Source organism: Streptomyces sp. NPDC001156, from assembly GCF_053598275.1.
This window is the reverse complement of sequence record NZ_JBSFJX010000004.1, coordinates 143,036-161,330: the sequence shown is the minus strand read 5'-3', so window position 1 is coordinate 161,330 and position 18,295 is coordinate 143,036. Positions and strand designations below refer to the sequence as shown.

Below are 18,295 nucleotides of genomic sequence, written 5' to 3'. Positions count from 1 at the left end.
GGTTCAGTCCTCGTCCAGGCGCCAGGTCTCCCAGACCGAGTCAAGGCGCCGGTAGGCGTCATCGAACCAGGCATCGTTCAACGGGACGGTCACGGTCACCGTGGTCAGGGACATCGAGTGGTCCTCGATCGTGGCACGGCACCGGTCATCGTCCTCGTCGAGTTCGATGAACAGCCACGGGGCACGTGTGCGCTCACGCCAGGCGATGTCCAGCCCTGCGTCGAGCATGTCCAGGGCCTTCTGCCACTGCCGCAGGTCCTCGGGCCCGATCCAGGTCTTCAGACTGCCGCGTACGAAGGGCGTGTCGACCAGGAACTCCCCGACCAGCACATCGGCCTCCGTCGGGCTCGTCCGCTTCTGCCTCCCCATGATCCGGAGAACGACGCTGTTGCCTTCGCCCTCCAGGCGGATCAGGTCGATCGGATCCTCAGTCATGACTACCCCTCCCGGCTCGCGCATGTGCCGAACCCTAATCGTCGGCAGCCACGCGAAGGCGACCGAGAGGTGACCAAGAGTGGGTCGGGGGCTTGTGCCACCCACCCATGTCAGATGCCCCGCCGGATGATCCGGCGGGCCGACTGATCCCTGCGTGTTCGACAGGGTCCGAATTTGCCGGGGCGGTGACGAGAGCCGGTGTTCAACCCTCGTCAGCCGGCCCACGGCGACTGTAGAAGTCCTCCCCTGCTTGCCGCTGGATCTCGTCGGCGTTCGCGAGGAGTTTCTCCAGGGGCTCCGCGGCCCCTGAAGGAGGAGCGGGCATCTGGGTGAGCGTGTCGTACAGGTACTCGCAGGCCTCTGCTTCGGTGCCGAAACGCCGTATGACCCTGTCCTGGGAGCGTTGGCGCAGGCCGACGGTCCAGGCATCCGCCTCACGGCGCAGGAAGTAGTAGGCGTCCGGTTGGACGGGCACATCGTGGACGTCGGCAATCTCGTAGAACGCCTCGGGAACGTCCGCTTCGCGGAGCCTTTCGACGAGTTCTGCGCTGTCCATCAGGTTCGTCCCGTCGCCCGGCTCAAGGTAGGCCCCGACGCAGGGGATTGAGGCCACCCCGGACGCCGCGGGTCAGGTCACCGGCAATGCTTGCAGATACTTCGACGTGACGAGGTCGGAGACCGCCGATTTCGTCACGTACCGGAGACCGAGCCCACGCTGGCCGAACCAGGGCCTGATCGGGCCGGCCTCGACGGTGAACGGCCTGATGACCCGGTAGAGGTGGTAACTGTACGGATAGTCCTCGGTGTAGGTGTCGAGATTGCTCGGCGGAATGGCACGGCTGGCGTACGGCGTGCCTGCGGGGGCGAGGAAATTGCCGAAACCGCTGCCGAAGAGGTCGACCAACTGGCCCCTGTGGAGCGTCGTGGAATGCTCGACCGGCTTGCCGTTCCTCAGCACGAAGCCATTGTTGCCGGGATACCACCAGCCCGACTTCCCTGTCTGGGGATCCGTCTGCCAGTAACACACGAGGAACTGGGACACGGAGAGGTAGTCAGTGTGCTCATATCCCCTCAGCATCCTGCCGAGGGCACCTCTCTGAGGAAGGTATGCCGGTCCCAGCCGCCAGTCGTTGCGGTAGTAGCGCTGATCTGTCGTCTCCGGGGCGCCGTTGGACCCGCGGCTGCGGTTCTCGGTCGGGCAGTGCGCGGTGTTCCCCGCACGGGGATGGACGGCTTGGGCCGTGGCCGGTGAGATGCCGGTCAGCAGGAGGAGCGAAGCGAGAGCACTCCCCATGAAGGCGCGCAGTACGCGCATTCGGTGTCCCTTCTCTTCCGGCGCCAACCCGGCGCCGCCTGGGGGCGGGCAGCCGGTGTCGGTCACCAGTTGCCGGCCTCATCGGACAGGGCTCATTTCATGCGCGGTACAACCGTCAGGAGCGAAGGCGTCGCAGATAGTCACCCGAACCGATGAGCACAAGTCCTCGGACAGCCGAAGAGCGGAGACGAAGACCCGGTCCGCGCGGGACCCCGAGGTGGTGATGCGCTCCTCTTCCACGCAGGGTGATCAATGGCAGGCGGGTGATCCACGGCAGCAAACCTGGTGGTGCGGGCTGAGCTGCGCACGATCGAGGGACGCCACGGGCGTAGGGCGGCTTGTCAGTCCCCATGGCTAGGCTCGCGGACGCGCGGTCGGCCTCCGAGGTGTCCAGCTCTGTAGAGCAGCTGCATCCCCGGCTTTGTCCGGGGGCGGACCGGGACCAACCCGGGACCTAACCGACGGTCGGGCTTCGCCGATGGCCAAGAGTGAGACCTGCCAGTGCCGACCGCGCACCCATCACTGTCGTACGTCGAGTGAAGGCGCACGCTTTCCCGGGAACTTGCAGACGGTCATGCTGACCGCTTCATCCGCCGCGCGCAGCATCCACGCAGTTGTAGGGCCACCGCTCGTACAACTCATGCATGTCTGGCGCGAGATCCCACTGGCGGATCGACCAACACAGGTTCTACCGGCAGCGGTTCACGGCTTCCCCGACGCTCGCCGCCGGACCGGGCACGCAGAGGGCACCGATGGCGTTCTCCCGACCTTCGGCACCCCAATCGTGCGTGGATGTGGGCCTACTTACGGTAATGGTCGGTCATGGTGGGCGAGGAGCCGTGCATCGTGTTGGCGTTGAAGGACACCCGGTCGTTGTACGCCTGCACCCGTCGTGCCTGCTCGACAAGGAGCCCTTCGGCGCTCTCAGTGGTACCGCTTCTGCGCCGTACGAGCTTGACGATCAGAAGGATCGCCAACGTCACCATGAGTCCGAACAGGACTCCCAGCTCGATCATGAAACCCCCGTTGTGAGCGGCATCAGTGCTCAGTTCGGATGATAGCGATGGACCTGGTGGCGGCCTAGACCAAAAGCCTCGCGGTCAATCCCCCTCGGTACAGAGCGAGATGGGCGAGGTCGCCGTGGAGCCCGAGGTGCAGGACACAGTCGGACGATGCCGCTTCCGGCCAGGGCGAGTGGTTGCGGCCGCTGACCGAACGGGTGCTGGAGTCCTTCCTTTGAAGGCGAGATCACCGATCACCTCGGCCACGAGAAGCACGACCCAGCCGGGAAGGACAACGGCAACAGCCGCGACGGAGGGGGCGAGGGGCCGGGGCCGGGGAGCGGTGAACGCCCGATGAAGAATGTCCGGCCGGATTCCGCGTGGGCTCGTGTGGAGACGATCACCTGCCTATCGTGCGGGCGGTGATACATCCCCGGGGCATCACCGCCCTTCTGTTCTGCCTTCTCGCGGCCGTGGGCGCCGTCGCGTGCGACGTCACGCCGCCGCCCGACGACACCGTCGTGGCTCCGGCTCCGCGCTCCAGCGCGCCGCACGCAGCGGTCACCCCGTCGGCGGCTCCCACGACGGCCCGACAGAGCGCCACACCCGCCCCGAGCGCGTCCCCGACGCGATCCGCCGCGTCCCCATCCCCCGCGAACGACTGCGCCACGCGCGATCTGGTACTCACTTCCGACAAGCCGAGGCGGGCCGTCCTGGGCAACCCGGGGGATGTGGCCATGGACATGCGGCTGCGCAACCGCTCCGGCATCAGCTGTGTACTCGACGGGTGGCCGGGCGTCGTCTTCGTCGGTGGGGAGGCAGAGCCCCCCACGAAGTGCGTGCCGGGCTATCCGGGCCCGCAGTGCCTCGGCCGCATCGACACGACGACCCGGCGGCCCCTGTCGGTGACGCGCTACGGTCCGGGGCGCCCCACAGCTGTCCGGCTCGCTCCCGGGCGGAGCACGTCGTTCAGCCTCGTCTGGAAGTCGGCCACGGAGACGGTCTGCAACGGCGCCGACTTCTACGACCCGCCGTACGCCGCGGACATCTGGGTGCCCGGCGACTCCGCGCCTGTGGTCGTGACCCCGCTGCCCATCTCGCCTTGCCACGGAAAAATCGCAATCACCCCGTTCGGGGTCACCGGCTGAGGCCCATCGCCCCACCTCAGCGGGGTGACCTCGCCCACCGAGGTGGAGGTCTGCTTCGACTTCGGACCGTACATCGACACACGCGCATGGGGCGGCTACGTCATCGCCCCAGGCAGCACCACCCCGACAACACCTACGAGGTCTCCCAGAACGCGCCTGCGGCCGAACCGATGCTCGCACGATCATGGAGACGCTCGGTCACGACACGATCACGATGACGCTCGACACGTACGCTCATGTGCTTGGGACGACGCTGCGGGCCGCCGCCGATCAGGTGGACGACGCTCTCGGCCTCGATGACTCCGACGAGGGTTCGGAGGACGTGGTGGAGCCCGGCACCGACGACTGAGCACGGTTTCCGGCCACGTTGATGTCACCGGCTGATGTCAAAGACCCCCCGGGCTGAGCCCGGGGGGTCTTTGATCGGTGCGCACTCGGCAGGATTCGAACCTGCAACCTTCTGATCCGTAGTCAGATGCTCTATCCGTTAAGCTACGAGTGCTTGTTCTCTTTTTTTCTCCGCCGTTCCCGGCCCTTCCGGCCCGCTCGCGGCGACAGGAAGAACATTACATGACTGCCGCCGCCATGTGAAATCCATTTGCCCTACCCCTTGTGACCTGCGGAAACGCCCTCAGCCGGGGAGTCGAGGGCGAGGCTCCGAGCGGCCCTGGAAACGCCGAAGCCCCGGCCGTACGGACCGGGGCTTCGGTGATCAAGCGCGGAGGCGGAGGGATTTGAACCCTCGATGGGCTTTAAGGCCCAAACCGCATTAGCAGTGCGGCGCCATAGACCGGACTAGGCGACGCCTCCAGCACAACCGCCCGCGCGAGCGCGAGTGGTGCGTGCAGATGATGACACAGCTGAGCGTGCTGTCACCAATCGCCCCCCACGGTACTAGGCGGAAAGGCCACAGGGCAAAGCACTGGGCCGCAAACCGCGGGGCGCGATCCGGCGACGTCACCCCGCGGGCCGCCGCGGGCGGCTTCTCCCTCGGCGGTGCGCTCGCGGGACCTGGCCGGCCGGGCGTGTGCCGCGCCCCACCGGCCCCATCCGTCACTCCGCCGACAGGCGGACAGCGGGGCCTGGGGCGCAACCGTTCCGCCTCTCCGCCGTTGGTCAGGGCATGGTCCAGTTCACCTCGCGCGGCCTGATCATCGGGGCCCTCACCCTTCTCTCCGCGTCCGCCGTGCCCGCCGTGTCCGTCGCGGCGGACGCCCACAGCCGGCCCCGGGTACCGGGCACCGACCGGCTCGTCCTCACCGTGCGCCACGCGGGGCAGGCAGACGGAACGTACGTCCTGCGCTGCCATCCGGGGGGCGGCAGCCATCCAAGAGCCCTGGAGGCCTGCGGCGCGCTCGACCGGCGGACCGTCTGGGGCCGGGACCCCTTCGCGCCCGTCCCGCCACGCAGCCTGTGCACGATGCAGTACGGCGGCCCCGCCACCGCGCGCATCACGGGGGTCTGGGCGGGACGTCCGGTCGACGCCCGCTACGACCGCAGCGACGGCTGCCAGATCACACGCTGGAACGACCTCGTGCCGCTGCTTCCGGACGTTCGCTCGCAAAAAGTGCCCAGTCGGACCACCTCGGGCATCGGCCGGCGCCACGGGTAATGTCCGGGTTCCGCCCGGTCACCTGTGCAGTCACACGTTCTGCGTCACTTCCGCGTGCGACCTCCCTCTCATCCGGCGCCGCAGGCTGGGCCGCTGCCCGTAGACTCGCTCACGTGACACGCTGCGGGCCGGTTGGCAAGATGGCCCCCGCGGTCGGCAAGGTGCGGTAACAGGGAGGAAGCGTCTCGTGAGCAGCAGGCCATCCCGAGGCGCTGCTCGCCTCGCTGCCATACTGGACGCGCTTCCCGACGCGTTGGTACTGGTCAACGCCAACGGAACCGTCGTCAACGCCAACACCATCGCCCTGGAGGCCTTCGAGACCCCGGGCACCGCCCTGGTGGGGCGCGGCCTGCTCGATCTGCTGCCCGAGTTCGACTCGCGCCTGATCCCCGGGTCCATGCGGCGACCCGACTCCGTGGACCCGAGCGGGCGGACCAAGCCGACGCGGATGATCGCCCGCCGGACGGACGGCAGCGAGTTCCCCGTCGAGGTCACGAGCGCCAATCTCGAGGACGGCCGCCAGGCGTACGACGGCTACGGCTACACCGGCGACGAGCTCCTGATGCTCGTCGTCCGTGATCTGTCCGGCACCGTCGACACGGAGGCCGAACTCGCCCGCTCCCAGCGGCAGACCGAGATGATCCTGCGAGCCGCGGCCGAGGGCGTGGTGGGCACGGACACGGACGGGCGGATCGTGCTCGTCAACCCGGCCGCCGCCCAGATCCTCGGCTACCGCGCCAGCGACCTCGGCGGCAAGGAGCTGCACACCCTGGTGCTGCACTCCCGTGAGGACGGCTCGCCCTTCCCGTACACGGAGTCGCCGCTGCACGACACCCTGCGCTCCGGACGCAAGCACCGGGTGCGCGGACAGGTGCTGTGGTCCAAGGCCGGGGGCAAGGTGTCCGTCGACCTGACGACCGCGCCCGTGCGCGACGGCGATCAGCTCGTCGGCGCCGTGCTGACGTTCACGGACCGGCGCCCCTTCGACACGCTCGTCGCGGAGAAGGAAGAGGCCGCGAAGCAGCACGAGCAGGAGCTCGAGCGGATCGCCGGCAAGCACAAGGAGGAGCTGGAGCGGCTGCGCGAGGAGCACGCCGCCGAGTTCGCCGAGCTGTGCGAGCGGCACGCGGAGGACATCGCGGCGGGCGACGAACGTTACGCCGCCCTCGGTGAGCGCGAGAAGGACCGCTACGAGGCGCTGGCCGCCCGGCACGATCAACTGCTCGCGGTGCTCGCTCAGTCGCTGCGCGGCCCCCTCGACCAGCTGCGCGGGGAGCTGTCGAAGCTCGCCGCGGACGACGCCGGCCAGCTGTGGCCCGAGGCCAACCAGGTGCTCCACCACCTCTCGGCCGGCTACTCGCGTATCACCACCCTCGTCGACAACGTGCTCGGCTACCAGCGGCTGGACGCCGGTGACGACGAGCTCGTCCGTACGGCCGTCATGCTCGACGCGGTCGTCGCCGCCGGTGTCGAAGGCGCCATCGAACTGATCGGGCCCGGGCGCGTGCAGTTCGCCGTGCACGCCCCGCCCATCGAGGCCGAGGTCGACCCGCAACGGCTCGCGCTGGCGCTCGCGCATCTCGTCGCGGATGTGGCGGGCGTCGACGCCACCGGCAACGCGCCCGTCTCGGCGGGCGGTTACATGGACAGCACCGTGGTCGTGGCGGCCGCCCAGCGTGGGGAGGTCGTCCGGATCGAGGTGCGCGGCCCGTACCCCGGGGGAGACCCGGTGCACCAGCCGATCGTCGGCGGCATCGTGCGCGCGCACGGCGGTGTGCTGCAGACGCACGAGGTGCCGGGCATGAGCGGCAACGCCTACGTGCTCGAAGTGCCGATCGGCGGCGGTGCCGGGGCCGTCCCGCCGCCTGTTGCCACGGCTCTCGCGCTGGAGCCCGGCACCGGCCCGGCACCCGAGCAGGCCCCGCAGCAAAGCGGTGGACGGCGGCGGGCCCGCCGGTCGTCCGTGGACGCCTTCCTGGAGAGCGAAGGGGGCGAAGCCGCGCCCGCCGACACGACCACCGCACCCACCGGACGGCGCAGGCGGCGCGCGGCGGAGGAGCCCGCCGCCGAGGCGTCGGTTCCCGCACAGGCGACCGCGTCCGAGGACGGCACCGCCAAGTCCCCGGCGTCCGGCGGCACGGGACGGCGGCGCGGACGTCCGAGCCCGGCCGAAGGGACGGCCGAGGGCTCGGTCGTGACCGCCGCCGAGCACGCCGCGGGCGCCCCGGCCAGCGGGCTGGGGGAGACCGTGCCGCCGCAGGGCGTGCCCGGGCCCACGGGACGGCGTGCCCGCCGGGACGGCGAGCCCCAGGCACTGCCGCCCGCTCTGCCCGCCGCCTCGGACACCCCGTCCGCCGACGACCCCGATGCCTCCTCCGGGGGCGGACGCCGTCGGCGCGCCCTGGCCGCCGCCAACGAGCGTGCCGCCGCGGCGGATGCCGCGCCGCGGACGGTGTTCGCACTGCCGCCCGCCGAGGCGGACCGCGCCCCGCAGCAGAGCACTCCCGCTCCCGGCTGGGACGACGAGGGCCGCCATGACGCGGTCCCGCACGACCGGACCGAGGACCACACGCCGCCGCAGCCGCACCCGGCGCCCTCGCCCAAGGGCCGCCGCCGGGCCCGCCCGGCCTCGGCGCCCGAGCAGCAGCCGGCCGAGGCCGGCACAACCGCGACGGTCCCTCCCCAGCGCGTACCGGTCCGGCCGACGCCCCCCCAGAGCCTGCCCGCCCAGATGACGCCCGGGACTCCGGCCGGGAGCGTCCCGGTGCAGGGGGGCCCGCAGCCCGTTCCCGCACAGGGCCTGCCCGCGGCCGCCGCCCGGGCCGTTCCCCCGCACGGCCTTCCGGCTCAGGGCGCTCCGGTGGCGCCCGGGCAGGCGTTTCCGGGGCAGCCCGTTCCCGGCCCCGACGGTCGGCCCGCGCTGGTGGCGCCGGGTCAGCAGGTGTCCGCCGTCGCTCCCGCTCAGCCCCTTCCGGGGCAGCCCGCCCTCGCGCCGCAGGCCCAGCCGGTCCCGCAGCAGCCCGTACCTCCGCAGTCCACTCCGGCGGGCGGTGTTCCGGGAGCAGCGACGCCCGCCCCCAGCACCCCGGTCCCCCCGCAGACCTGGCCCGCTTCCGGCGCGGCCGCTCCCGTGGCGCAGTCGACTCCTGCGGCAGGCACCCCGCTCCCTCCGGAACACGCCCCACGACCCCGGACCGCTCAGCCGCTGCCCGCCGAGTCGGCCGCACCCGTCGACGCCAACTCGACCCAGGGGCGGGCGATCAGTGTGCGGACACTCGGCCAGGGTGTGCCGTTCGCACGCCAGGGCGCACAGCCGCAGGCCCAGCCCCGCTCCCAGACGCCGACGCCTCCCCCGCACCAGTCGAACGGTGCGGGCCGCCGCCGCAAGCTCGGCACGCCTCCCGAACCCGCCGGCGAGCGGCCGGAGACGGCGGCGCGCGCGCACCCGCAGGGCGCGGGGTCTTCCCTCCCGGCCCAGTCCACCCGGGCCGGGCAGTCCCGTCCGGCCGAGGTCAGCGAGGGCGCTGGGCGGTCGTACGCCATAGGAGCACCGGACAAGAACGCCGACGAGGGCCCCGAGCCGCTCGACGGTCCCGGCGGTGCCGTGGAGGTCGCCGACCAGCCCCAGGCGCGACCGATGGACGCCGAGTTGCCCCCGGAGCCGCTGGACAACCCGCGACGGCTGCTCGTGTGGCCCGCGCCGGACGTGACGACCCAGCAGGCGCTGAGCGACCGCGGCTACCGGCCCGTCATCGTCAACTCCCGTGAGGAGGTCGACGCCCAGATCGCCGCGTTCCCGGCCGCGCTCTTCGTCGACCCGCTGACCGGCCCCATCACGCGGACGGCGCTCCAGTCGCTGCGCCAGGCGGCGGTGGCCGCCGAGGTGCCCGTGCTGGTCACAGCGGGACTCGGACAGGCCACGCGTGAAGCGGCGTACGGTGCCGATCCGGCCGTGCTCCTGAAGGCGCTCGCCCCGCGCGACTCGGAGCAGCACCCGCCGCGTGTCCTGCTCATCGAAGAGCACGCGGAGATCGCGCTGGCGCTCACGGCGACGCTGGAGCGGCGTGGAATGCAGGTCGCACGGGCGGCCTCGGACGCGGACGCGGTCACGCTGGCCGCGCAGATGCGGCCGAACCTGGTGGTGATGGACCTGATGCAGGTGCACCGCCGCCAGGCCGGAGTCGTCGACTGGCTGCGCGCGAACAACCTGCTCAACCGCACCCCGCTCGTCGTCTACACCGCTGCCGTCGATCAGGCCGACCTGCCCCGGCTGGTCTCGGGGGAGACGGTCCTGTTCCTGGCGGAGCGCTCGACGAGCGCGGAGGTGCAGGATCGGATCGTGGACCTGCTGGCGAGGGTCGGCACCAACTGACCGGACATTCCTGGAACATAGGGACATAAGGGCGTTGGGGTGGCGTTTCACGTGAAACACCACCCCAACGCCCTTGTTTCTGCTGTCAGATCTTTGTGACGTCCAGTTCGCCCGCCGCGTACCGTCGGCGCAGTACCTTCTTGTCGAACTTGCCGACGCTCGTCTTGGGCACCGCCTCGACGATCGTCCAGCGCTCCGGCAGCTGCCACTTGGCGATCTTGGCTTCCTCCGCGAGGAACAAGCGCAGAGCGTTGAAGTCCGCGGTGGCGCCCTGCTTCAGCACCACGGTGGCCAGCGGGCGTTCGCCCCACTTGTCATCGGGCACGGCGACGACCGCGGCCTCGGCGACATCCGGGTGGGACATCAGGGCGTTCTCCAGGTCCACCGAGGAGATCCACTCGCCACCGGACTTGATGACGTCCTTGGCGCGGTCGGTCAGAGTGAGGAAGCCGTCGGGGCTTATGGTGCCGACGTCTCCGGTCTTGAGCCAGTCGTCCTCGCTGAACTTGTCGGCGGGACGCAGCGGCTCGGCGTCCGGGCCGTTGTAGTACGCCCCCGCTATCCACGGACCCCGTACTTCCAGCTCGCCCGCGGACTTGCCGTCCCAGGGCAGCCGCTCGCCCCCGGGGCCGGTGAGCCGGGCCTCGACGCCGGCCGGGAAGCGGCCCTGGGTGAGCCGGTAGGTGAACTCCTCGTCGGTACCGACGGCATGGGCCGGCGGCCGGGCCACCGTGCCGAGGGGGGAGGTCTCGGTCATGCCCCAGGCGTGGCAGACACGCATGCCGAGCTTGTCGAAGGCCGTCATGAGCGAGGGCGGGCAGGCCGAGCCGCCGATGGTGACCTGGCCGAGGAAGGAGACGTCGCGGGGCCGGGCGGTCAGCTCGGCGAGCAGGCCCTGCCAGATGGTGGGGACGGCGGCGGCATGCGTCGGCCGCTCGCGCTCGATCATCTCCGCGAGCGGCGCGGGCTGGAGGAAGCGGTCGGGCATGAGGAGGTTGACGCCGGTCATGAAGGTGGCGTGCGGCAGACCCCAGGCGTTGACATGGAACTGCGGGACCACGACGAGCGAGGTGTCCTGGTCGGTCAGCCCCATCGACTGGGTCATGTTGACCTGCATGGAGTGCAGGTAGACGGAACGGTGGGAGTAGACGACGCCCTTGGGATCGCCGGTGGTGCCGGAGGTGTAGCACATGGCGGCGGCCTGAAGTTCGTCCAGCGCGGGCCAGTCGTAGGTGGTCGGCTTGCCGGCGATGAGGTCCTCGTACTCGTGCACCTGGAGGGAGGCACCGTCGAGCAGCGAGCGGTCACCAGGACCGGACACGACCACGTGCTCGAGCGTCGGCAACTGCGGCAGGAGCGGGGCGATCAGCGGCAGCAGGGAGCCGTTGACGATGACGACGCGGTCGGCCGCGTGGTTCACGATCCAGGTCAGCTGATCGGCCGGAAGGCGCAGGTTCAGCGTGTGCAGAACGGCACCCATGCACGGGATCGCGAAGTAGGCCTCCACGTGCTCCGAGTTGTTCCACATGAGCGTGGCGACCCGGTCGTCGTCCTGGACGCCGAGATCCTCGCGCAGGGCGTGGGCCAGCTGGGCGGCACGGGCGGCGATTTCCGCGTAGGAGCGGCGATGCGGCTCGCCCTCACCGGTCCAGGTGGTCACCTGGGAAGTTCCGTGGACTGTCGACCCGTGGGTCAGGATCCTGGAGATCAGCAGCGGTACGTCCTGCATCGTGCTCTGCACGGAGTCCTCCCGGGGCGACGTTGCCTACGCGGTAGTAGGGGGTTGCGCTGATTCTGCGCACATACCGCGTGGTATGTCACTACGCCCGGGCATGATCGATCAGGCGTCGCACCGTGGTGTCCGGCGCACCGGCTCCAGCTCGGGATCCTCCCGGAGTTTCCCAAGGGCCCGCGAGACCGCCGACTTGACCGTACCGATGGAGACACCGAGCACCTCGGCGGTCTGCGCCTCGCTCAGGTCCTCGTAATAGCGCAGGACCACCATCGCCCGCTGGCGTGCCGGCAGCTTCATGATCGCTCGCCACATGGCGTCGTGCAGCGCCTGCTCCTCGGCGGGATCCGCCTCGGGTATCCCCTCGGTTTCGGGCAGCTCGTCACAGCTGAACTCGTCGACCTTGCGCTTGCGCCACTGCGAAGTCCGCGTGTTCAGCAGCGCCCTGCGCACATACCCGTCCAGGGCGCGGTGGTCCTCGATCCGGTCCCAGGCGACGTACGTCTTCGCCAGGGCGGTCTGCAGCAGGTCCTCCGCGTCGCTGGGGTTCGCGGTGAGCGACCGGGCGGTGCGCAGCAGCACCGGCTGGCGGGCCCTCACATAGGACGAGAAGGACGGGTACGGAAGAGTCTGCCTCGCTGACGTAGCAGCGTTCGAAGCGCTGGTGCAGACGGGTGTGGTCATGGCTCCACGCTAGGTTCACCACGTGTTCCGGCGGATCGCCCGCAGGTCCCGAAGCGGCCTCCGCCTCAGGTTGTAGGCGGGGGGTTGACCCCACCTACTGAAGGTGGACGAGACGATGCGCACCCCTGAGGGTTCACCCCTGAGAGACGGGGGCGGGGCGCCGGGCGTCGGTCCTCAGACGTGAGTCATCAGTTCATGGATCATCGGTCGTCGGTCCGCAGGCGTCGGTCCCCGGGCGTGAGGACCCAGCCTCGTCGGCGTCAGCGGTCGGCCGTCAGGATCAGACCCGACGTGGGGACGCCGGTGCCCGCAGTGACCAGGGTGCGGGCGGCACCGGGGACCTGGTTCACCGCCGTGCCGCGCAGCTGCCGTACCGCCTCCGCGATGCCGTTCATCCCGTGCAGATACGCCTCTCCCAACTGCCCTCCGTGGGTGTTCAGCGGCAGCCTTCCCGCGGCCACGAAGTCCGCCGCGGCGCCCGGTTCGCAGAAGCCGAACTCCTCCAGCTGCATCAGCACGAACGGCGTGAAGTGGTCGTAGAGGACCGCCACATCGATGTCCGCGGGACCCATCCCCGACGTGCGCCACAGCTGGCGGGCCACGACCTCCATCTCCGGCAGTCCGGTCAGGTCGTCCCGGTAGAAGCTGGTCATCTGTTCCTGGGCGCGGCCCGCGCCCTGAGCGGCCGCCGTCACCACGGCCGGTGGCTGCGGCAGATCGCGAGCCCGCTCCAGCGAGGTCACCACCAATGCCTGCCCGCCGTCCGTCTCCTGGCAGCAGTCGAGCAGACGCAGCGGCTCCACGATCCAGCGCGAGGCCGCGTGGTCGGCGAGCGTGATGGGCCTGCCGTGGAAGTACGCCGCCGGGTTCGTCGCCGCGTACCCGCGGTCCACGACGGCCACCTGGCCGAACGCTTCAGGGGTCAGTCCGTAGGTGTGCAGATACCGCTGGGCCGCCATCGCGACCCAGGAGGCGGGGGTGAGCAGCCCGAACGGCAGGGACCAGCCCAGCGCGGCGCCCTCCGCGGACGGCTCGCGATGCTGCACGCCGGAGCCGAAGCGACGGCCCGAGCGTTCGTTGAACGCGCGGTAGCAGACCACCACCTCGGCCACTCCGCTCGCCACCGCCAGCGCGGCCTGCTGGACCGTCGCGCAGGCCGCCCCGCCCCCGTAGTGGATCCGCGAGAAGAAGGACAGCTCGCCGATACCGCTCGCCTGGGCAACGGTGATCTCGGGGCTGGTGTCCATCGTGAACGTGACCATGCCGTCCACGTCCGCGGGTTCGAGCCCCGCGTCGTCCAGCGCGACGAGCACGGCTTCCACCGCCAGCCGCAGCTCACTGCGTCCCGAGTCCTTGGAGAACTCGGTGGCCCCGATCCCCACGACGGCCGCCCGGCCGCCGAGGGCGTCCTTCCTCCGTACGCTCATCCGGCCCTCCCGCTCGGGACGGTGACCGTGACCGTGCCCGTGACATGCCGGCCGATGCCGTTCGTCCCGACGACCCGCACCTCGGCCGTGTCCCCGTCCACTTCCTCCACCGTGCCGGTCAACACCATCGTGTCCCCCGGGTGGTTGGGAGCGCCGAGTCGTATCGCCACCTTGCGCAGGACCGCGTCCGGCCCGAAGTGGTCGGTGACGTACCGCCCGACCAGGCCGTTGGTGGTCAGGATGTTCATGAAGATGTCCGGCGAGCCCCTGCGGCGGGCGAGCTCCGCGTCGTGGTGCACGTCCTGGTAGTCGCGCGAGGCCATCGCCCCGGCCACGATCAGCGTGGGCGTGATCTCGATCTCGAGCGGCGGCAGGCGCGTACCGGGCTCCAGCGCACCGGCCTCCGGTCCGGGCTCCCTCATTCCGCACCCCGTTCCCGGACGACGGGCACCGGTTCCTCGTCCCGGGCCCGGAAGACAGGGAGTTCCAGTTCCTCGTCGCACCGCAGGAATTCGAGGCGCACCGGCATGCCGATCCGCACCGTGTCGCAGGGCACCCCGACGACGTTGCTGACGATCCGTACGCCCTCCGCGAGTTCGATGAGACCGACCGCGTACGGAGGGTCGAAGGCCGGAAAGGACGGGTGGTGCATCACGACGTACGAGTAGACCGTTCCCTCGCCGCTCGCCTCGATCGTGTCCCAGTCCTGGCAGCCGCACGCGTTGCACCCCGGTAGCCAGGGGAAGCGCAGGGTGCCGCAGCCGGCGCACCGCTGGATCAACAGCCGGTGGCGGGCCACGCCCTCCCAGAATCCGGCGTTGTCCCGGTTGATCACCGGCCGGGGCCTTCTGCCGCGGGGTGTCTCACGGGCGGGGGCGTACTTGAGGATCCGGAACCGGTGGGTTCCCACCGGTTCCCCGTCCACCCGCACCTCCATCCGCGTCGTGACGAAGTACCCGGCGCCGAGCTTCGTGCGCTTCCGGTCCGACACTGACTCGATCACCGCGTCGAACGTGACCTCGTCCCCGGGCCGCAGAGGGCGCAGATACTCCTGCTCGCAGTCGGTGGCGACGACCGAGGTGCAACCGGCCTCGTCGAGCAGTCCCAGCAGTTCGTCGTACGCGTCCGAACGCCCCGCGTGGCCCGACAGGCCGCCCATCGTCCACACCTGGAGCATGGTGGGCGGGGCGATCGCGTCCGGGCCGGTGTACGCGGGGTTGGCGTCGCCCATCGCCTCGCACCAGTGCCGGATCATCGGCAGATTGACCGCGTCCTTGCCGACTCCGGCGACCGCCGCGGCCCGCCCCTCGTACGTCTTCAGCCGCGCGGCGAACTCCTCTGGCTTCGGAGGCCGCGTCTCGGGCCTCTCGGCGGTCGTCCGTCGGGGCGCGCCGCGTTCGTCGGGCGGCGCCTCGACCTTTTCGTTGCTCCCGCCCCTCATCGCCGCTGCCCCCTCGTCCGCTCCCCGGCCGTTTGCTGACTGTCCGTCAGACATCGGTGGCTGTCAAGGTCGCCGTGGACGCGCGGGACAGCCGCACGCACCCCCGTGCACCAGAACTCGTGGGGCGGAAACGCCCGCGCGGCGGCACCGAAGTACCGCCGCGCGAACGCGTGATCACCCTTGAAAGCACATGTCACGGGAGTTCAGGACCGATGTCGGGGCACCGGCCCCTCGCTCACCACAGGTGGCTGAAGTTGATGAGCACGTTCTCGTTCCTCTGGTCGATGGCCGTGAACGCCGAGCGGTTCACCTGGGCGGTGTTGCTCCGGTTCGAGGCGCCGAAGCCGACTGCCTGCTGTTGCGTGGTGGAGGAGTTGCCGTTGTTGTCGCGTCCGACCCCACTGCGGGAGACACTCGCAGCCGCCGCGTTCGATCCGTCGTCCGCGTAGGCGCCGTTGTCTGCCGAGGCGACGCCCGTGAAGAGCGCCGCGGCCAGCGGCACTGCCGCCACGGCGGCAAGGACGCGGGCGGTACGGATGGTTGCCATGTTCTTTCCTCCAGGACCCCGTATGTTCCGGCGCGGTGGCCGGCACGTGCGTGAAGTAGTTCTGATTCCAGGGGAGTTGGCCGACTGCCCCGGACGGTGTACGACGTCGCGACTTCAGAGTTGCCCCCCGGACCCCCGCCGAATCGCCCCTCAAGACGTGATTCGCCCTCAAGCGTGAGGAAATGTCGATAAACCCCTTTCGCCGTGCTTCACCTTTCTTGACCGGCGTTCGACCACCTCACCCCCTTCCTTTTTTCGAACATGCGTACGAACATAGAGGCATGGCCACCATCGACCGGCAGGCCACCACTCTGGCCCTGGCCCACGCCCTGTCCGCCGCGGAGCGCGGCCTCGCGGTGATCCCGCTGTCCCGGACGAAGCTGCCGGCCCTGCGCTCCCCCCACCGAGACGACCCCGATCCGACGGCCCGCGCCTGCCACGGCGAATGTGGCCGATTCGGACACGGTGTGTACGACGCCTCCATCGACCCCCGCCGCATCCGCGAACTGTTCGCTGCCGCGCCCTGGGCCACCGGCTACGGCATCGCCTGCGGCCTCCATCCCCATCACCTCATCGGCATCGACCTCGACACCAAGTCCGGAACCGACTCCTCGGTGGCGCTGCGCGAACTCGCCCTGCGCCACCTGTTCACCATCCCCGACACCGTGGTCGTGCTGACCCCGAGCGGCGGCCGCCACCTGTGGTTGAGCGGACCGCCGGACGTCGTCGTGCCGAACTCCGCGAGCCGCCTGGCCCCCGGCATCGACGTACGCGGCGCAGGCGGCTATCTGGTCGGCCCCGGATCGCGCACCGAGCGCGGTGTGTACGGCACCGCCCCGGGCACCGCGCACCTGCCGCCCGCACCCTGCCCGCCCGCCCTGCTGCACCTGCTCACACCCTCGCCGCGCACCCGCCACCCCACGCCGTCGTCCACCGGCCGGCACGGCCAGGGCCTGGTCCAGTTCGTCCTCGCGGCGCACGAGGGCCAGCGCAACACCCGCCTCTTCTGGGCCGCCTGCCGGGCGTACGAGAACGGCATCGGCCCCGAACTGACCTCTGCCCTGATCGACGCGGCGGTCCGCACCGGTCTCACCCCGCGCGAGGCCCATTCGACGATCGCGTCGGCGGCCCGGATGACGGCGCGACCATGACCGGCTTCACCGGCCACCGGCGTCGGCCGCGTGCGTCGACGGTGCGTACACGACGACGGCAGTCATGACATCCGCCGGCCGCCGGGGGTCCGGTTCTCGGGCGGCCGGCGGCTACGGGGCGGGGTTCCGTGACCACGCACCGCACCCATGATCGAGTGGGCGTCACTGACCGCCTGGCCGGTGCCGAGGCGGCCAGGCCGCATCTCCGCCGTCAGTGGTGTTCCCAGTGGTGGGGGCGGACCTCGAGCGCTGCCCGGTCCCAGTGGGCCAGCTCGGCGGTCGCCTCATAGGTGCTGTGCAGAAACTCACCCAGCGCCCGGTCCGGATCGGCGGCCGCGGCAACCGCCTCGTAGGGCAGCACGAACTCACCGCTCACCCGCTGGTACGACGCCGCTGCGGGCCGGACCGGGTACCCGGGGAAGCCGGCCGGTTCGGGGTAGGCGTAGGCGTAGAACGCGCCCTCCTCACCGCCGCCGGGCCAAAACCCGCAGCTGGCCAACTCGACGGAGTAGGCCTCCGTCGTCACCCAGTCCGGCACGTTGGGGAGACCGCCAGGGGGATGCGGCGGCGCGGGCCGCCCGGAGAAGCGGGTGCAGGCCAGGTCCATCGACCCCCAGAAGAAGTGCACCGGGCTTGCCTTGCCGACGAATTGGGACCGGAACTCGCCGAAAGCCCGGTTCGCCTGCAGCAGTTGGCCCCAGAACAGCCGCACGGCGTGCGGGTCGTAGGAGGCGTGCCGGTAGTCGTCCGCGAACGGGATGGCGGGCTCCACCTCGTTGGGCCGCGGGTGGATCCGCGTCTGAATGCCCAGCTCTCCCAGCGCACCCATGATCTCGGCGTAGAACCGGGCCACCGGTTTGGACTCCAGCACCAGCTCACGCCTGCTTCCGTCGCTGGTACGAATGCCCAGCCGGTGGTCGACGAAGTCGAACTCGATCTCGAACGCCCCGGTTCGGTACGGGATCGAGGACGTGGTGACCCCCCGGGGGGTGACATAGAGGGCGACCTGCCACCAGTGGTTGACCATGGGTGCGTGGGCCAGCCGGATCTTGCCGACGATCTGGGTCCACATGTGCAGTGTGTCCCGGGCCTCGACCCAGTCGGCCACTCGCAATCGTGGCCAGGTCCCGACCTGCTCCGTCTTGTGCCCGGTGTGTGCTTTGTGCGCGGCCATCGTGCCTCCCACGGGCCCCACCGCTCCGGCGGCTCGCAGTCGCCCGCTCCCGGCGTGGCCGAAACCGTGCCCCGATCACCGCCCCTGGCACCCGCACCGACGAGCAGACTGCCCAAAAACATCCGATATGCCCAGACTATTCCCCAGGGTCAGGACCGACCAGAAGGGACCGATGTGGTGGGCGGTCGGCGCGCGGTGTTCGCGGCGGTCATTCCCTGTGCTGGTCAGCGGCTCTGCCCGGGGGCCGGCTGCCGAT

At 70.6% G+C, this 18,295-nt stretch carries 16 protein-coding genes and 2 tRNA genes; 5 read left to right on the top strand and 13 right to left on the bottom strand.

Annotated features, from left to right (window positions below; genetic code table 11):
- Positions 1-3: 3 nt before the first annotated feature.
- From ACWDA7_RS03960 to ACWDA7_RS03945, 4 genes are all read right to left on the bottom strand, one after another.
- On the bottom strand, positions 4-435 hold the full coding sequence (locus ACWDA7_RS03960; RefSeq protein WP_450602622.1) for a DUF5959 family protein: 432 nt from the start codon (positions 433-435) through the stop codon (positions 4-6).
- Positions 436-637: 202 nt separating this feature from the next.
- Positions 638-991 (bottom strand): hypothetical protein, encoded by a 354-nt coding sequence (locus ACWDA7_RS03955; RefSeq protein ID WP_450602620.1) that lies wholly within the window; start codon positions 989-991, stop codon positions 638-640.
- A gap of 72 nt (positions 992-1,063) precedes the next feature.
- Complete coding sequence (locus tag ACWDA7_RS03950) at positions 1,064-1,750, bottom strand: TNT domain-containing protein (protein WP_450602619.1); 687 nt, start codon at positions 1,748-1,750, stop codon at positions 1,064-1,066.
- An 800-nt stretch (positions 1,751-2,550) separates the two neighbouring features.
- Positions 2,551-2,766, bottom strand: a complete 216-nt coding sequence (locus ACWDA7_RS03945) for a hypothetical protein (protein WP_450602618.1) — start codon at positions 2,764-2,766, stop codon at positions 2,551-2,553.
- A gap of 407 nt (positions 2,767-3,173) precedes the next feature.
- Here ACWDA7_RS03945 and ACWDA7_RS03940 point away from each other — a divergent pair, with 407 nt between their 5' ends.
- Positions 3,174-3,899: a hypothetical protein gene (locus ACWDA7_RS03940; RefSeq protein ID WP_450602617.1), complete on the top strand. Its 726-nt coding sequence runs from the start codon at positions 3,174-3,176 to the stop codon at positions 3,897-3,899.
- 184 nt (positions 3,900-4,083) lie between these two features.
- On the top strand, positions 4,084-4,248 hold the full coding sequence (locus tag ACWDA7_RS03935; protein WP_450602616.1) for a tyrosine-type recombinase/integrase: 165 nt from the start codon (positions 4,084-4,086) through the stop codon (positions 4,246-4,248).
- An 80-nt stretch (positions 4,249-4,328) separates the two neighbouring features.
- Here ACWDA7_RS03935 and ACWDA7_RS03930 read toward each other — a convergent pair.
- Positions 4,329-4,401: transfer RNA gene (locus ACWDA7_RS03930), tRNA-Arg, on the bottom strand.
- Between the two features lie 217 nt (positions 4,402-4,618).
- Positions 4,619-4,709 (bottom strand) — tRNA-Ser (locus tag ACWDA7_RS03925).
- Between the two features lie 313 nt (positions 4,710-5,022).
- Between ACWDA7_RS03925 and ACWDA7_RS03920 the strand changes: the two genes are divergently transcribed.
- Together ACWDA7_RS03920 and ACWDA7_RS03915 are read left to right on the top strand one after the other, a co-directional pair.
- Positions 5,023-5,511 carry an SSI family serine proteinase inhibitor gene (locus tag ACWDA7_RS03920; RefSeq protein ID WP_450602615.1) on the top strand — a complete coding sequence of 163 codons (489 nt, stop codon included), beginning with the start codon at positions 5,023-5,025 and terminating at the stop codon, positions 5,509-5,511.
- A 187-nt stretch (positions 5,512-5,698) separates the two neighbouring features.
- Positions 5,699-9,883, top strand: a complete 4,185-nt coding sequence (locus tag ACWDA7_RS03915; RefSeq protein WP_450602614.1) for a PAS domain-containing protein — start codon at positions 5,699-5,701, stop codon at positions 9,881-9,883.
- A gap of 85 nt (positions 9,884-9,968) precedes the next feature.
- Here the strand turns inward: ACWDA7_RS03915 and ACWDA7_RS03910 are convergent, their stop codons facing one another.
- The 6 genes from ACWDA7_RS03910 to ACWDA7_RS03885 form a co-directional block, all read right to left on the bottom strand.
- Positions 9,969-11,624 (bottom strand): long-chain fatty acid--CoA ligase, encoded by a 1,656-nt coding sequence (locus tag ACWDA7_RS03910; protein WP_450602613.1) that lies wholly within the window; start codon positions 11,622-11,624, stop codon positions 9,969-9,971.
- A gap of 99 nt (positions 11,625-11,723) precedes the next feature.
- Positions 11,724-12,299 carry a SigE family RNA polymerase sigma factor gene (locus ACWDA7_RS03905; protein WP_450602612.1) on the bottom strand — a complete coding sequence of 192 codons (576 nt, stop codon included), beginning with the start codon at positions 12,297-12,299 and terminating at the stop codon, positions 11,724-11,726.
- 260 nt (positions 12,300-12,559) lie between these two features.
- On the bottom strand, positions 12,560-13,726 hold the full coding sequence (locus ACWDA7_RS03900) for a lipid-transfer protein (RefSeq protein WP_450602611.1): 1,167 nt from the start codon (positions 13,724-13,726) through the stop codon (positions 12,560-12,562).
- Positions 13,723-14,148 (bottom strand): MaoC family dehydratase, encoded by a 426-nt coding sequence (locus ACWDA7_RS03895; RefSeq protein ID WP_450602610.1) that lies wholly within the window; start codon positions 14,146-14,148, stop codon positions 13,723-13,725. The genes ACWDA7_RS03900 and ACWDA7_RS03895 overlap by 4 nt, the downstream gene beginning before the upstream one ends.
- A complete protein-coding gene (locus ACWDA7_RS03890; RefSeq protein WP_450602609.1) occupies positions 14,145-15,167 on the bottom strand; it encodes a bifunctional MaoC family dehydratase N-terminal/OB-fold nucleic acid binding domain-containing protein in 1,023 nt (340 codons plus the stop codon). Before ACWDA7_RS03890 ends, ACWDA7_RS03895 begins: the two co-directional genes overlap by 4 nt.
- Positions 15,168-15,402: 235 nt before the next feature.
- Complete coding sequence (locus ACWDA7_RS03885; protein ID WP_450602608.1) at positions 15,403-15,714, bottom strand: hypothetical protein; 312 nt, start codon at positions 15,712-15,714, stop codon at positions 15,403-15,405.
- A 281-nt stretch (positions 15,715-15,995) separates the two neighbouring features.
- On the opposite strand from ACWDA7_RS03885, the gene ACWDA7_RS03880 reads away from it, so the two are divergent.
- Entirely contained in the window at positions 15,996-16,865 is an 870-nt protein-coding gene (locus tag ACWDA7_RS03880) for a bifunctional DNA primase/polymerase (RefSeq protein ID WP_450602607.1), read from the top strand.
- Between the two features lie 211 nt (positions 16,866-17,076).
- On the opposite strand, the gene ACWDA7_RS03875 is transcribed toward ACWDA7_RS03880, so the two are convergent.
- Complete coding sequence (locus ACWDA7_RS03875; RefSeq protein WP_450602606.1) at positions 17,077-18,039, bottom strand: DUF5996 family protein; 963 nt, start codon at positions 18,037-18,039, stop codon at positions 17,077-17,079.
- Between the last annotated feature and the right edge of the window lie 256 nt (positions 18,040-18,295).